This window comes from Lentibacillus sp. (assembly GCF_035301675.1).
Lineage (GTDB): Bacteria > Bacillota > Bacilli > Bacillales > Amphibacillaceae > Lentibacillus.
In genome coordinates this window covers 1-16,277 of record NZ_DATGTT010000067.1, presented here as the reverse complement: position 1 = coordinate 16,277, position 16,277 = coordinate 1, and the positions used below count along the sequence as shown (strand labels likewise).

Here is a 16,277-nt window from a genome sequence, read left to right as displayed (position 1 = left end):
GATAAGGAGGTCCTTCGATGAGTACAAAAACTTATAATACAAATGATATTATTGAACAGACAGATCAGTATGGCGCCAAAAACTATAAACCGCTGCCCATCGTTATATCAGAGGCAGAAGGTGTTTGGGTAAAGGATCCAGAGGGTAAGGAATACATGGATATGCTGAGTTCCTATTCCGCGCTCAATCAGGGGCACCGCCATCCGAAAGTAATGGAAGCACTCAGAAAACAGTCAGAGAAAGTCACACTGACATCCCGTGCGTTTCATAACGACCAGCTCGGTTCGTTTTATGAAAAAGTCTCTAAGCTGACCGGCAAGGATATGGTGCTGCCGATGAACTCAGGTGCCGAGGCAGTTGAGACGGCGCTTAAGGCAGCACGGCGCTGGGGATATGACAAAAAAGGCATTGCTGAGGATCAGGCTGAAATCATCGCTTGTGAAGACAATTTCCACGGACGGACGATGGCTGCTGTATCACTGTCATCCGATCCTGATAACAAACGTGGATACGGACCTATGTTGCCGGGGCTGAAAGTCATCCCTTATGGCGATGTTGAAGCACTTAAAGAAGCGATCACACCTAACACAGCTGCGTTTTTATTTGAACCAATCCAGGGAGAAGCAGGCATCAACCTCCCGCCGGAAGGCTTCCTGAAAGAAGCCTATGATGTATGCCGGGAAAACAACGTCCTGTATATAGCTGATGAAATACAGGCTGGTCTTGGACGCTCCGGTAAAATGTTTGCCTGTGACTGGGAGGATGTAACACCTGATATGTATATATTAGGAAAGGCACTTGGCGGAGGTGTTATGCCGGTTTCCTGTGTCGCTGCTGATGAAGATGTGCTGGGTGTATTTAATCCTGGTTCTCATGGTTCGACATTTGGTGGAAACCCGCTTGCAAGCGCAGTTGCCGTTGCAGCAATTGACGTCATTGAAGACGAGCATCTGGCTGACTGGTCACTTAAACTGGGAAATTATTTCCAGGAAAAACTAAAAGAAATTGATAACCCGGTTATTAAGGAAGTTCGCGGAAAAGGGCTGTTTGTCGGTGTTGAACTGCATGAGCCGGCAAGGTCCTATTGTGAACAGCTAAAAGAAAAAGGCCTGCTGTGCAAGGAGACGCATGAAAATGTCATAAGGTTTGCACCACCGCTTATTATCAGTCAGGAAGATCTTGATTGGGCAATTGAAAGAATTCAGGAAGTATTGTCCAGGTAAAGTGAAACTTCATTCAGTGGGGCATTTTTGCTCAATGAATTGTTAGTTGAACAGAACGGGGGTTTATGAACAGTTAATTGCCGTTTTTTGGCGGATTACTGATCGTTAGATGCAGGATCGCGGATCATTATAAACTAAGGAAGTGAATCGTTAAAATGGTTAAAGCAGCAGACAATGTACAATCGGAAGAGTCACTGGATTTGCTTAAGTCCACACAAGTAATCATCAGGGAAGCTCTTGAAAATCTTGGTTATCCCGATGAAGTCTTTCAATTACTGAAGGAGCCGATGCGGACGATGACTGTACGTTTTCCTGTCCGCATGGATGATGGAAAGGTAAAAATGTTCACCGGTTATCGCTCACAGCATAGTGATGCGGTAGGCCCGACTAAAGGCGGGGTCCGCTTTCATCCGGATGTAAATGAAACAGATGTCAAAGCATTAGCAATGTGGATGAGCATGAAAAGCGGTATCGTGGATATTCCATACGGCGGCGGAAAAGGCGGCATCATTTGCGATCCCCGGGAGATGTCTTTCCGGGAAGTGGAAGGCATCTCCCGCGGCTACGTTCGTGCAATCAGTCAAATTGTCGGCCCGACGAAAGACATCCCGGCACCTGATGTGTTCACGAACTCGCAAATCATGGCCTGGATGGTTGACGAATACAGCATCATCAGTGAGTTTGATTCACCCGGATTCATTACAGGCAAACCGGTTGTGTTAGGTGGATCACACGGAAGGGATACTGCAACTGCTAAGGGCGTCACAATCTGTGTTGAAGAAGCAGTACGAAAACGCGGAATGGAATTGCAGGGCGCGAAGGTGATTGTTCAGGGATTTGGAAATGCCGGAAGTTATCTGTCCAAATTCATGCATGATGCAGGTGCCAAAGTTGTTGGCATTTCGGATGCGTATGGTGCCATATATGATGAGGATGGACTTGAAATTGATTACTTGCTGGAAAAGCGAGACAGCTTTGGTACTGTAACAAATCTGTTTAAAGAGACCATTTCAAATAAAGAGTTGTTTGCCAAAGATTGCGATATCCTTATCCCGGCTGCTATTGCCAATCAAATCACGGAAGACAACGCCTGGGACATCAAGGCCCCTATTATTGTGGAAGCTGCCAATGGCCCAACGACACTGGGAGCTACGAAGATTCTTACCGAGCGTGACGTCCTAATTGTTCCGGATGTTCTTGCCAGCGCAGGCGGAGTGACTGCATCATATTTTGAATGGGTCCAAAATAATATGGGCTACTACTGGAGCGCTGAAGAAGTCGCTGAAAAATTACAATACAACCTTGTGAAGGCATTTAACAAAGTTTATGAAACATCTGAACAACACAGGATCAATATGCGTCTCGCCGCTTATATGGTCGGTATCCGCAGAGTGGCTGAAGCATCCCGGTTCAGAGGCTGGGTTTAATAAGTTTAGACAGCGCCCAATCATGTTTGACGAAAGAACATGGTTGGGCGTGTGCTGTTTTTGCTAGTTCATTCGCAGTGCGACATTAGGCTTATTTCATTCTACCTGCTATTCCCTTAATATAGTAAATATACTATATGAAAGGGGTTACAATATGGGGAGGAAAAATTTGGCGAAACTTGCTTTTATTGTATTTGCAATGATGCTTGTATTTAGTCCGAGCAAGGAACATACGGCTCAGGCCCAGTCAGATGACAGCATCGTAAACATACGGTTCATGGAAACAACGGATATCCATGTTAATCTCGTTAACTATGACTATTATCAGGATAGCCCGACGAATGAATACGGACTGGCGATGACAGCGACACATATCAAACAGGCGAGAGCAGAGGCTGAAAACAGCATGCTCTTTGACAACGGGGATCTGATTCAGGGGAACCCACTTGGTGACTATACGGCAAGAAACGGCCTGGAAGAAGGTGAGGTTCATCCGGTATATAAAGCCATGAATCTATTGGACTATGATACAGGCAATATCGGGAATCATGAATTTAACTATGGCATTGATTATCTGCAGGAAGCGATTGACGATGCGAATTTCCCTTACGTCAACGCCAACGTCTACCATGATGACGGGGATGATGACCCGTCGAATGATGAGCATTTTTTTGAGCCATATAAAATCATTCCAAAACAAGTAACCGATACGAATGGGAATACGCAGACCGTTGATGTCGGGGTAATCGGGTTTACTCCGCCGCAAATCACTCAATGGGATCAGTCGCATCTTGAGGGGGAAGTCATTACGAAGGACATTTACAAAACAGCTCAGAAATATATCCCGATTATGCAGGAGGAAGGCGCTGATGTCATTGTAGCTGTTCCACACTCGGGTCTTGGATCAACAGACCTAAAAGAGCGCGAGGAAAATGCCACGTATAATCTGACACAAATTGAAGGTATTGACGCGATTTTATTTGGACATGCCCATGAAGTTTTTCCAAGTGATTCCTTCGAAGGCATTCCAGGGGTTGATTTGGAAAAAGGAACGATTAATGGTGTTCCATCCGTTGAAGCAGGCTACTGGGGCAACCATCTAGGTATTGTTGATCTGAAGCTGCAAAAGAACGGCGAAAATTGGGATGTCATTGATTCCAGTTCACAAGTGCGGGCTGTTTTTGACGAGGAAACCGGTGAAGGACTTGTTGAGCCTGATCAAGAAATTCTTGACGCCGTATCAGAAGACCATCAGGCAACATTGGATTATATCCGCTCCGAAGTCGGCCAGACAACTTCGCCAATATACAGTTACTTTGCACTGGTAAAAGATGATCCATCCGTGCAAATTGTTTCTGACGCACAGAAATGGTACACCGAAAAAGCAGTGCAGGGAACGGAATATGAAGGAATGCCGATCCTGTCGGCAGCAGCTCCGTTCAAAGCAGGGGGAAGAAGCGGCCCGGGATACTATACGCACATTTCGGAAGGGCCGATTGCCATCAAGAACGTAGCCGATCTGTATGTTTATCCAAATACGTTGAAAGTCGTTAAATTGACCGGTGAGCAGATCGATGATTGGCTTGAAATGTCTGCCGGGCAATTTAATCAGGTTAATTCTAATGCGGACGGGGAGCAGTCACTCGTCGACAGTGATTTTTCAACTTATAACTTCGACATCATTGACGGTGTAACATATGAGGTCGATGTAACTGAGCCGCCCAGATACAGTAACGACGGTGAACTGATCAATCCGGATGCCAACCGAATTAAAAACTTGAGCTACAACGGTGAACCGGTGGCAGATGGTCAGGAATTTCTGGTTGCGACGAACAACTATCGTGCAGGCGGGGGCGGCAACTTCCCTAATCTGGACGGAAGCCAGGTTGTTCTTTCACCACAGATGGAAAATAGGCAGGTCATCATCGAGTACATTCAGGATAACGGCACAATTGACCCTTCTGCTGATGGCAACTGGTCATTCGCCTCAATTGATGGTGATCCCCAGCTGACATTCCAGTCATCACCGGATGCACAGGAATTCATTGGCGATCATGAGGATATTTCCTATATCGGTGAAGGAGCTGACGGATTTGCCAAGTATGGAATTGATTTATCAAAGACTGAGCCGGTAACATTGGAATCCGTCAAGCAGTCTGTGGCTGACTTCAAAGAATCAGGTGATGTGCAGCATCCACTGGCCGTCAAACTGACCAATAAACTACGTCAGGCTGAGCATCATCTGGACAAAGGACATCAGCAGCAAGCGATCAAAAAGGCTGAAGATTTTTTGAAGCATCTGAATAACAACGGCATGGCTAAATTCATCACAGATGATGCAAAAGAAACTTTATCTAATGAAGGTGAGACTCTGGTTGAAAACTTGCAATAACTGAAATGGATAAATCCTCTGTGAGCCTTCTGCACAGAGGATTTTCATGTTGTAGCTACTCTTAGTTGACATAATCTTTAGCATTCTTTTCGCTGCGTGTTGTTTTTGCACCGGATGGGCAAGTGTACGTCAGCATGCAACATTTTCCTGTTGCATATCGTCTGTATTAGAAAGAGGAAGGCGAGGGTCATGATGAAAAAAGGGTTATGTATATTGATGATTATCAGTATGACGATGTTGGTTGCGGCTTGCAGCAATGAATCTAAGAACAGGGAGTCAATCGCTGACCGTGCCGATTCAGGTACAGAGGAATTTACAACGGAAAAGAGCAATAAGGCAAGAGGTAGCGCCGATAGCGGGCAGGACAGCACAACGTCTGATCAGCAGGCGAACAACTCCAACGAGAACAATACGTCATCACAGGCGGAAGAAGGCACTCAATCAGACCGGAAAATCATTTACACTGCGAATCTCCGTATTGAGGTGAAGGACTATCAGAAGACGGTTGATGCTATTCAGTCTGAGGTTTCAGACAGGGACGGCTATATTGTGGAATCGAATATGCATGAAGGCAGCGAAGAAGAAACGACGACCGGTCAAGTTACAGCGCGTGTTCCACAGGATCAATTTGAAGAATTTATTCAGACCGTTGAAGATGGCAGCCATCGTGTAATGGAAAGTTCAACCTCAGGCCGGGATGTGACTGAAGAATACGTCGATCTGGAGGCCCGTCTGGAATCGAAGCAGGTTGTGGAAAAAAGACTGCAGTCATTTATGGAACAGGCCGAAAAGACGGAAGCCCTGTTGAAGATTTCGGATGATTTGGCAACGGTTCAACAAGAGATTGAGGAAATAACAGGACGAATGAATTATTTGGAAAACAAGATTGATCTGGCCACAGTCACCATCCAAATTGAGGAAAATCATGTATCTATCTCAGGTGACGGAGATTTAAACACGTGGGAAAAGACAGAACAGCAGTTTATGAAAAGCATTAACTTTCTGCTTTCTGCGTTGTCGGGTGTTTTCGTGTTTATTGCGGGGAGTTCCCCTGTCCTGCTGATTTTAGCAGTTATTGGCATTGCGGTTTATTGGATAATCAAAAGACGGAAGGCGAAAGACCAGTAACTAATGCATTTAGACTATAGCGATTTTAATTCTCTATATGTGCGATAAATATACGCTCTAGCGGAACTGTAAGAGTGCTTTTGAGTGAACTTCCCAGAGACAATTTGCGTTTTAAATTTGAAATTGGTCGATTGAATCTCAAGTCCGGCGCTTCTTTAATCAGAGGTTATTAGTAAACTCTTGTCTAACCCATAATAGCGTTCGATTGTTTTTGTCTTCGTATATGCCTAAAATGGGTAATAGACTAATAATCTGAAGGGAACGTCACAATGGGGGTTATAACAAGAGGTCTGCGGTTTGTCATATTTCTTTATGCTCTGCTGTATTTCATCACATATTTTTTAGAAATCGAAATGTTAACAGGAATGCATGCCATCATCGGCTTCATTATGCTGATACTGGCGGTTGTACACTTAAAACCGCATCATTTCAAACTGCCGCTCTTTCTTTTCCTGACAGGGTTTGCGATTATGCTGCTGTTTGCAGAAGGGTCTTTCCTCGGGAACATGCGAAACGGTCTGCTGCAAATGAGCAATATTATTGGCCTCTTGGCTGTTGTGCCGATGATCGGCTGGGTATTGCGGTCAGAGCCTTACATTGAGGAAATTATTGGCTTAGCCTATAATTTTCTTGATACGAGCCGTAAATTTTACACCAGTGTCATGTTTTTTACACATATTATTTCATATTTTCTGCTGTTTGGTGCTATTCCGATGATGTATCAGTTTGTTAATGACATATTGAAAAATCAGCGGGGAGAGGCGTGGGAAAATTTTAAAGGAACGGCACTGCTGCGTGCATTTGCCCTCTCAACCTTATGGGTGATCAGCATTCCAAGTTTTGCGTTTGCTGTGGAGGCACTGAATGCTTCGTTATTTGCAACGATTTTGCAAGGTTTTTTAATGACAGCAGCTGCGATGATGATGGCAATCATTTTTTCTTACGTTGAAGAAAAGCGTTATGGTATCAACTTGACAGCCGAAATCAAAACGGAAATAGATACAGTGCTTGAGAAGTCGTCGAACCTTAAACAGCAAAAACTTAAAACGCTGGAATTTGGTTTTCTGTTCATCACGCTGTTCGGTACAATTTTTCTGGCGTATGAAGTGTTTGCCGTTGAACTGATGATGCTGATTCCAATCGTTATTATTATTTGGTCCGGCATTTATTTTCTGGTCAAGAAAAGACCAATACGGCTGCTTTCGGAAATGAAAGAATACTATCTTAATGGACTTTCAGGAAAGTCGTATCAATTCAGCGTGCTGGCATCAGCGGGAGTCATGATATTCAGCTTAAACCAGACTGGGATTGGGACAGCAATTGTCGAGGGTGTTTACTCACTTCAGGATATTATACCGTTTATCAACATATTATACTTTTTACCGCTAATCGTTATCGTACTTGGCTTTATGGGGCTTGGCCCGCTAACAGTTATGGTTCTTGTTGCCGGTATCCTGGAAAGCATTTCACTGCCATATCCGCCCGAGCTGATAGTTCTATCGGTCACGTCAGGCAGTGCCATTTCAATTCTCCTGTCACCGCTGATTATGCCAGTCATTGTATTGAGCGGCACGAATGGTTTGAGTCCCTTGAAAAATGGACTTAAATTTAACTATAAATATGCGATTGTCTTGTATGTGATGGTTCAGATTTATGTGCAGTGGATGGTGTAGTTAAGGGGTCAGGTCCCACTCTTGAAAGGGGATTTATCTTGAAAATCGTCGTAACAGCAGATACGCATTTGAAAAAACCTGGGCAGCTGCCATCCAGGCTCATTACAGAACTTCAATCAGCAGATTTAATTGTTCATGCTGGTGACTGGAAAACGGTCGATATATGCAACGAGCTTAGCCGGTACGGGGATGTTGCAGGCGTCTATGGCAATATTGATGATGATAATTTGCGGGAACAATTGCCGGCGAAACAATTATTGAACATAAAAGGATTCAACATTGGTGTTGTCCACGGGCACGGTGATAAAAAAACAACCGAAAAGCGGGCCATCGAAGCGTTCGTCGATGAACAGCCGGATATCATCATTTTCGGACATTCGCACATTCCGATGATCCGGTTTTTCAAAAAGCAATTGCTGTTAAATCCGGGCTCATCGACAGATAAACGGGCACTTCCGTATTACTCATTTGCGATACTGGAAATTGGCGAAGAAATCCATGCCGAGCTTATATTCTTCAGCGATAAGAGATGAATCGGTCCAAAATTTTTTAACCAAAATATGAATGTTGTGTGACAAAAAAGCGAACAATCTGTTACAATAATAGTAAGAATCCGCTTACATCATGGAATGGAGATGATATCAATGGGTATCACGCTGATGTTTATGGTTTTGGGGACAGTGACACCATTCATTTTCCTGTATTTAAAAAAGAAATCGCTTGCTATCGTGCAGACAGTTCTTTTAATAGGCATGTGGCTTTACTTTATCCAGGTCATGTTCATTGCTGTTCCTGCTGTATTTTCGATAACATGGATGATGTTCTATGCAAGCCTGATCATGTCAGCTGTGGGCTGGATTCTGTTTATCATCGACATGGTCAACACATCTGAAAAATACAGGGGACTTACTAATAAAGAAATCCGTGAATTATAAAAACCTCTTTCCCAATGGAAAGAGGTTTTTTTGCAATATAAAATGTTTTCCTGACCGCTATCCTACATAAAACCGAATGACATCGTAAACAATGAACCTGCCACAAGTATTGCAAAGATGACAGCTCCATGAAACATCATATTCCATGGTGCATTGCCTATTCCGCGTTCAGTCAAATGCATAAACAAGAAGAGTTGAATCGCTGCTTGGATAATCGCCAGTATAAAAATTGAGATAAGAATCCACATGACCGGCAAATTGGAACTCAGCGCCGCCCATGCTGCCACAAATGTCAATACAATTGATGTTACATACCCAATGAAGTGTTTTATTGGAAGTTTTTTGGGTTGATTTTCCATATTAAACCACCATCCCAATCAGGTAGACACCTGTAAAAATGAAAATCCAGATAACGTCTAAAAAGTGCCAGTAAAGCCCAACAATGAATATCTTTTTGCTTGTAATAGAAGTTATCCCTCTTTGGGCAGTCTGAATCAGCAGAAGTGTTAACCAGCCAAGCCCGAAAGTCACGTGGACACCGTGTGTACCCGCAAGTATAAAGAAGGATGACCAGTAGGCACTGGATTGCAGGGTAGCCCCCTTGGTGGCATAATGATGGAACTCATATATTTCAAAGCCAAGGAAGCTTAAACCAAGAACCAATGTGATAATCAGCCAGGTCATAAAGCTTTTCACTGCCCCGCGCCGCATTTCAGAAACAGCGACACCGCACGTGAAACTGCTCGTGAGCAGAATGATTGTCATGATGAGTGTGGTTCCCGGTGTGAAAAGATCCCCGGGAACAGGCGCATCCGCTGTGCGTCCAAACATCACAGCGTACGTTGCAAATAATGTTCCGAACAGTGAAAGTTCCGCCGCCAAAAAAATCCAAAACCCAACAATATCCATTTGGCCTTCTTCTGTCTGATATTCAAGAGGCCTGGTGTTGGCTTCTTGTCCACTCATGCTATAACCCCCTTACCGAGCGCTCGGTCTGCTTAATTTCTTCTGAATCAATGTGATAGCCTTCATCGTAGTCGAACGAACGGATACCCATTATCACAAGTACACCGATCAGTCCGGCGACTGCCAGCCATATCCACTCAAAAACAAGTGCGAAGCTGGCAAAGAACATGATGGCTGTCATGATAAATGGCTGTCCGGTACTGTTTGGCATATGGACCGGTTCAACTTTTGACTCATCGTAGACAGTTTCACCTTTTTGCTTCATGTCCCAGTACGCGTCATGCGACTTAACATGTGGAACAACGGCAAAATTGTACTCCGGCACCGGTGTTGGTGTTGCCCACTCAAGTGTCCGGGCATCCCAAGGGTCACCTGTTTTCTCGCGTTCGCTGTGTCTATAGCTGTAATAAATGTTGTATACAAAGACGGCGAAACCAAGTCCCATACCAAATGCGCCAACCGTTGAAATCGGGTTCAATGGCAGCCATTCTGGTACGATATGGAAGACACGCCGCGGCATGCCGTCCAGTCCCAGAAAATACTGCGGCAGAAAGCAGATGTGAAAACCAATGACGAAAAGCCAAAAACTCCATTTTCCAATTCGTTCATTGAGTTTGTGTCCAAACATTTTTGGATACCAGTACACAAGCCCGGCGAAGGAACCAAATACAGTGCCTGCAATCAGGACGTAATGGAAGTGGGCGATTAAAAAGTATGAGTTATGGAATTGGTAATCAGCTGCTGCCATGCCAAGCATGACACCTGTTATTCCTCCGATTGTAAAGCTCGGGATAAATGCCAGCGCCCACATCATCGCAGTTGTCGTCTGGATTTTGGATTTATACAAGGTCGCCAGCCAGTTGAAAATCTTCACGCCTGTCGGTACAGCAATCGCCATAGTGGAAACCGAGAACACGGAATTGACAAATGCTCCGGCACCCATCGTAAAGAAATGGTGTACCCAAACAAGGAAACTCAGTCCGGCAATCAGGATGATCGACCAGACCATGACGGTGTAGCCGAATAATCGTTTTCTGGAAAAAGTAGCAATCACTTCGGAAAATATACCGAATGCTGGAAGTATTACAATATAGACTTCAGGATGACCCCACATCCAGAAGAGGTTTGCCCACATCATCGGCAAGCCTTCACCAGTGACTGTAAAGATTTGCGAGCCGAAAATCCGGTCAATCGTCAATAAAGCCAGAGCGATTGTCAGAATCGGGAAGGCAAATACGATAATGAATGATGTAATCAGTGTTGACCAGGAAAAAATGGGCATTTTAAAGAACCCCATACCCGGAGCGCGCATCTTGACGATCGTCGTTATTAAGTTGATGCCTGTTGCCAGTGTTCCAATCCCTGACAGCTGCAGCCCGAGCAGGTAAAAGTTTTGTCCCGGCCCAGGACTCATGGCCGCTCCGGCAAGCGGTGTATAACTGGTCCACCCGGCATCCGGCGCACCGCCGATGACGAATGAAACGTTGAATAACATCGCACCGAAGAAAAACGACCAGAAACTCATGGCGTTCACATACGGAAATGCGAAATCACGGGCGCCAATCTGAAGCGGCACGACAATGTTCATCAGACCGATCAGAAACGGCATTGCCATGAAGAAGATCATGATCGTACCGTGTGTTGTAAAGATTTCATTATAATGTTGTGCGTCCAAAAAATTCATATTCGGAAAAGCGAGTTGTGTCCGCATCATCAATGCGTCCGTACCAGCGCGGAACAACATCGCAAGCGCACTTAAGATATACATAATACCAATCTTTTTATGATCGACGGTTGTCAGCCATTCGCGCCAGAGCCATCCCCATTTTTTAAAATAGGTTAACAGAAAGATAATGGCACCTGATACGAGTGCGATGGCAACCATCCCTGCATAAATAAGAGGCTCGCCTGTAACGAAAAATTCATCCAATTGCATTATTGTCCACCTTCTTTCTCAGACGGTCCATGATTATGGTTCTTGCCATTTTTTAGCTCTAGCTGTTCGGCGAAGTCAGTCCGGTGCCGGTTAATGGAATAATCTCTGCCATCATTTGAGCCATGGTGAACCCACTCAAGGTGCGTTGATGAAAATTCCATCTTATTCACAAGCCCGGGTTTCAGCAGTGAATCATATTTGTCCTGTGTCAATTCAGGTGCTGAGTTTTTTGTTGACTTTGCCCAATCCTGGAAGTCACTGCTGCTTTCGGCATGGACTTTGAATGTTTGTTCAGCAAAGCCTTCACCGTTAAAGTTGGAATTACGGCCCTGGAACACACCTGTTTCATCAGCCTGCAAGAAGAGTGTGGTCTCCATGCCGGGCATATTGTACTTTTGACCGCCTAACGCGGGAATCCACAGGGCAGTCATCGCATCAGCCGAGGATAAGCGGAATTCAATAGCACGGTCCGTCGGGATATGCAAGTAATTGACTGTCTCAATCCCTTGCTCCGGATAACTGAAAAACCATTTCCAATCCGCAGTCGTAGCATAAATGACGAGCGGCTCCTTTTCCGATGACACAGGTGGTTTTTCCAGATCAAATAATGTTGAAATGGTTGGTATGGCCAGTGCGGTAACAATCATAACCGGGATAATGGTCCAGACGGTTTCAAGTTTCAGATTACCGTGAAGATCCGGCTTATATTCTGCTTTCCGGTTGGATTTGTCACGATATTTCACGACCATAATGGTGAATAGGGTGAATACGATAACCACTATACCCATCATGAATGTCAGTGCATATAGAATCAGGTCTTTCTGGCTTTCGCCTACCGGACCTTTTGGATCCATGACTGTTAACTCGCTGCACCCGCTGAGCAATAACAGAAGTCCGGTAAATAGAGGAAGAAGCCACTTATTATGACGCTGCTGTGTATATCTCATGAGCGAACACCTCTAACTTCAAAGCTATTAATTATGCTATTGACGCTGGTTCCCTTTAAGGATGGTAATTAATCAGGTTTAACAAATTGGTCATGAAATTGTGATATTCTTTTCAAAAAATGCTCCTGTGAAAAGCGGGGTATTGTGGGCGAGAGGAAGAGCATGTTCCCTAAGTCGCGTCGTATGGGGGAGTTTCGAAATATGGGCGAGTATTCGGAAACATGTGCGCGAAAACATAAACATGAGCCGGAGAACTAAAACATGAGCGGCAAACATGTTATATCGAGGGGAACTTCTGTCTGACTGTGATAACTTCTGGCCGAAAGCTAAAAATCCGGTGCGAAGACGGGAACTTCAACTCGAAAGAGAAAACTTCAGCCGGAGAAATAAATTTTCAGCCCGAAAATAAAATCTTCTGCCCGAGAACCAAAACTTCAGCTCGAAAGCAACAACTTCAGCTCGAAAATAAAATTTTCTGCCGGAAAACCAGGACTTCTGCTCGAAAACCAAAACCTCAGCCGGAGAACAACAGCTTCCACGCGAAAATAAACCATCCGGCTCTGAATCGGGACACAAAAAACCGCATTCTCATTAGAAAATGCGGTTGGTATAGCTGTTAGTCATCTGTCATGGTCTTTTTAAAACAAACATACATAAACAGTGCTGCGCCGACCATCCAGATGGCTATAATTCCTAGGGGGAGCCAGGAGGCTGAATCGTGCAGCTCGATTGCTTGCATGATAGGAAATGTATCGGCGATTGTCATGACGATACTATCCTCGGAAAATCCGAGCTGTGCAATCATCGGTGTAAAACCAAACAAGAACATGACCGGCATCAGGTAGGCGGATGTGGCGGCAATCGATTTTGAAAACAATCCGATGCCAATGCCAAGGAACAGAAAGAACAGGAACAGCAATATTAGCCCGAGGATCGCTTTAATGTTCAGAAACGGGTCAATCCCGATGACAGCCAGCGACACTGCAAGCGATATAAAGGTTATGAGCCCGGTTACCAGACTTTTCCCGATAATGATATCCAGAAAAGAAGCTGGTGACAGAATCAGTCCACGTAATGTTTTCTTTTCATTTTCTTCAGCCATCATTGTCATCATACAGGTTGACGTTACTGCTGAAAACGTAACTCCGACTACCAAATAGATGAGTGAAATAGGGAGTTCTTCACCACCGCCCATCCGACCATAAATGAGTGCCAGCACGATCGGGATAATCGGCATCATCAAAAGCATCATATTTTTCATGAAGTCTTTTATATCTTTTTCAAAAATGGCACTTATACGCTGAACATTCATTATATCAGCTCCTTCCCGGTCACTTTTAAAAATATCTGACCAAGTGTCGGATTATCCGTGTGCATCGTTTTCACTTGTCCGTTTTCAATCAATTCCTTGATGTGGTCAGCATTGCTGCGATCATTTTCTATGACCAGTCGTTCGCCGGCAAATGTTTCCACATGAAAAGCGTGGGTGGAGTATTTGTAGCGGAGCTTATCCGGACTGTCCAGTTCTTGCAGCTTGCCTTTGTGCAAAAACGCCACACGGTCACATAACTCAGTTGCTTCCTCCATATTATGGGTTGTTAAGAAAATTGTTGTCCCGGCTTCGTTCAGTTTTTGCAGCCCGCGATGGATTTGTGCCATAGTCCCCGGATCCAATGCCGATGTTGGTTCATCAAGAAAGACAAGATCCGGTTTATGCATGAGCGCTTTTGCCAGCAAAACACGCTGCTTCATCCCTTTTGACAATTTCGAGACTGTTTTGCTCCGCTCATCTTCCAAATTAACTTCCTTGAGTATCTCATCGATATGGCCAAGCGGCGCATTGTAAAGCTTGCAGAAGAGCTTTAAATTGTCATGGACAGTCAGCCGCTCGTACAGTGAACTGTTATCGGATAATATCCCGATTCTGGATTTAAAATTGGCCGTTCCAAACCGCTCCGAGTCAATTCCAAGCACATTAGCCTCACCGGCTGTCTGTGCAAGCTCACCGGTTAAAATCTTAATGGTGGTTGTTTTGCCTGATCCGCTTGGGCCGAGCAGCCCGAAAATCTCACCCTTTTTCACATTGAAACTGACATTTTTAATAGCTTCATTTAGGCCAAACACTTTCCGTATTCCCTTTACCTCAATTGCATTTTCCAACTGTAAACCTCCCCGTATGATTCTGCATTCATCGTACGCACTTTTGCAGGCGGATGCAGTCATATTTAAACGGAATGTACCGTCAGGAGGGTGAAATGTACCCGGTTAACGATGAAATTAATCCCTGTCAAATCCCTATGTTGCCGCTGTTTATGATGAACTGTACCTATTTCAGGCTGAATTTCTCCTGGATATTCTGAATTTTGGTCCGTGACAGTGGAATGGTGGACTGCGATTTATTGTCTATTCTGATTGAGTAGGTGTTTTTCGACCATGTAATGATTTCGCGCACCTTTTGCAAATTTACGATATATGACCGGTGACAGCGGTAAAACCCATATACTTCCAATTTCTTTTCGATTTCAGCTAGTGTGGAATCCATTGCATAGGATTCGTCGTTGATGACAATCATGGCTTTTCCATCCTGACTTTCTATGTAATCAATCTCAGGTGGGTCAAATAAAATCATTTTGTCATCCACTTTTGCAGGAATCTTGAATAAATTTGCGGTCGTCGGCGCACCGGGGCTTTCAACATCAGGTATTTCTTCTTCACCGTCATCGATTTCAACCGGCTGCAGCCCTTTTTCCTGCAGTTTGTATGCGGCATCACCAAGCAACAGCGCATGTTCCATGTTAGAAACCAAAACGAGGACGGGGATGTGATGTTCCTTAAGTTTTTGTAGCATGTTGACAAATGTATTGATTGTTCGGAGATCCACACCATGAATCGGCTCCCCGAACACCATCGGGCTGACACCGCTCATAAAATATTTGACAAAGTGGACCCGGCGGACTTCAGAGGCTGAGCACTTATGAAGCGGAGTCTTGGCACAGCTTTGCAGCTCAAACAGCACAAGAATCTCAGGAAGCGGTGTTTGACAACCGAACCATTTATGGTAAAAGGTGATATTGGCTTCTACCGTTAATCGCTGATACAAGCCATCCTCCAGATCAAACACAGGAATCCTGCCATTGTTTTGCAGGACCTTTACCATTTCAGCCTGGATTTCCGTGTCACTGTATATGGCAGCAGTATACGAATCCTCGATGGTAAGGGAAAATGCGGGAAGCAACTCGCTGTCTATCATGTTATTATCAATTGTAAAATACGCCATTCATCCATACCCCTGTTCAAATAAATAAATCGTTAAACTTAGATTAGTATAACATGAAGTGAAGTGGCAGAGAGATCATTAATTCTGTAAAATGAAGAAAAATCCGGTGTGTATTTAAAATCGGCCGGCGAAAAGGCTGTCCCAATTTTCAGCAAGGGTGAAGTAATGGCTGGTAAGGATGAATACGTAATGTCTTTCGCTCCAGTAAAAGATCGCCAGGATTGTATGCTTGTAGTTGGGGAGGGTATTAAGATCCCTTTAATAAAATAGCCATAAAAGTGTCTGGCGTGAAAATTTGGTTTGACAGGAAGAGGATATTCCTGTCAAATCCATACTGAAACGATATGAGGGTTGAAAACGTGGGCTTTGATAT

At 44.4% G+C, this 16,277-nt stretch carries 14 protein-coding genes; 7 read left to right on the top strand and 7 right to left on the bottom strand.

Annotated features, from left to right (window positions below; translation table 11 throughout):
• The first annotated feature begins 17 nt into the window (after positions 1–17).
• The 7 genes from VK097_RS12425 to VK097_RS12395 all read left to right on the top strand — a co-directional run bounded on the left by VK097_RS12425 (position 18) and on the right by VK097_RS12395 (position 8,778).
• Positions 18–1,223, top strand: coding sequence for an ornithine--oxo-acid transaminase (locus VK097_RS12425; protein ID WP_324212128.1), 1,206 nt, complete (start codon positions 18–20; stop codon positions 1,221–1,223).
• A 155-nt stretch (positions 1,224–1,378) separates the two neighbouring features.
• Entirely contained in the window at positions 1,379–2,650 is a 1,272-nt protein-coding gene (locus tag VK097_RS12420) for a Glu/Leu/Phe/Val family dehydrogenase (protein WP_324212127.1), read from the top strand.
• Between the two features lie 169 nt (positions 2,651–2,819).
• Positions 2,820–5,042 carry a bifunctional 2',3'-cyclic-nucleotide 2'-phosphodiesterase/3'-nucleotidase gene (locus VK097_RS12415; RefSeq protein ID WP_324212126.1) on the top strand — a complete coding sequence of 741 codons (2,223 nt, stop codon included), beginning with the start codon at positions 2,820–2,822 and terminating at the stop codon, positions 5,040–5,042.
• A gap of 192 nt (positions 5,043–5,234) precedes the next feature.
• On the top strand, positions 5,235–6,170 hold the full coding sequence (locus tag VK097_RS12410; RefSeq protein ID WP_324212125.1) for a DUF4349 domain-containing protein: 936 nt from the start codon (positions 5,235–5,237) through the stop codon (positions 6,168–6,170).
• Positions 6,171–6,439: 269 nt separating this feature from the next.
• The gene (locus VK097_RS12405; protein ID WP_324212124.1) at positions 6,440–7,843 is read left to right on the top strand and encodes a hypothetical protein; all 1,404 of its coding nucleotides are present in this window, start codon (positions 6,440–6,442) and stop codon (positions 7,841–7,843) included.
• A gap of 38 nt (positions 7,844–7,881) precedes the next feature.
• The gene (locus VK097_RS12400; protein ID WP_324212123.1) at positions 7,882–8,376 is read left to right on the top strand and encodes a metallophosphoesterase family protein; all 495 of its coding nucleotides are present in this window, start codon (positions 7,882–7,884) and stop codon (positions 8,374–8,376) included.
• A 111-nt stretch (positions 8,377–8,487) separates the two neighbouring features.
• Positions 8,488–8,778, top strand: coding sequence for a spore morphogenesis/germination protein YwcE (locus tag VK097_RS12395; protein WP_324212122.1), 291 nt, complete (start codon positions 8,488–8,490; stop codon positions 8,776–8,778).
• A gap of 62 nt (positions 8,779–8,840) precedes the next feature.
• Here VK097_RS12395 and VK097_RS12390 read toward each other — a convergent pair whose 3' ends face one another.
• The 7 genes from VK097_RS12390 to VK097_RS12360 all read right to left on the bottom strand — a co-directional run bounded on the left by VK097_RS12390 (position 8,841) and on the right by VK097_RS12360 (position 15,904).
• Positions 8,841–9,137, bottom strand: a complete 297-nt coding sequence (locus tag VK097_RS12390) for a cytochrome C oxidase subunit IV family protein (protein ID WP_324212121.1) — start codon at positions 9,135–9,137, stop codon at positions 8,841–8,843.
• A gap of 1 nt (position 9,138) precedes the next feature.
• Entirely contained in the window at positions 9,139–9,744 is a 606-nt protein-coding gene (gene qoxC / locus VK097_RS12385; RefSeq protein WP_324212120.1) for a cytochrome aa3 quinol oxidase subunit III, read from the bottom strand.
• 1 nt (position 9,745) lies between these two features.
• The gene (gene qoxB / locus VK097_RS12380; RefSeq protein ID WP_324212119.1) at positions 9,746–11,680 is read right to left on the bottom strand and encodes a cytochrome aa3 quinol oxidase subunit I; all 1,935 of its coding nucleotides are present in this window, start codon (positions 11,678–11,680) and stop codon (positions 9,746–9,748) included.
• Positions 11,680–12,627: a cytochrome aa3 quinol oxidase subunit II gene (qoxA, locus tag VK097_RS12375; RefSeq protein ID WP_324212118.1), complete on the bottom strand. Its 948-nt coding sequence runs from the start codon at positions 12,625–12,627 to the stop codon at positions 11,680–11,682. The genes qoxB and qoxA overlap by 1 nt, the downstream gene beginning before the upstream one ends.
• Before the next feature lie 616 nt (positions 12,628–13,243).
• A complete protein-coding gene (locus VK097_RS12370; protein ID WP_324212117.1) occupies positions 13,244–13,939 on the bottom strand; it encodes an ABC transporter permease in 696 nt (231 codons plus the stop codon).
• A complete protein-coding gene (locus VK097_RS12365; RefSeq protein ID WP_324212116.1) occupies positions 13,939–14,787 on the bottom strand; it encodes an ABC transporter ATP-binding protein in 849 nt (282 codons plus the stop codon). The genes VK097_RS12370 and VK097_RS12365 overlap by 1 nt, the downstream gene beginning before the upstream one ends.
• Positions 14,788–14,953: 166 nt before the next feature.
• Positions 14,954–15,904, bottom strand: a complete 951-nt coding sequence (locus VK097_RS12360) for a LytTR family transcriptional regulator DNA-binding domain-containing protein (protein WP_324212115.1) — start codon at positions 15,902–15,904, stop codon at positions 14,954–14,956.
• Positions 15,905–16,277 lie beyond the last annotated feature (373 nt).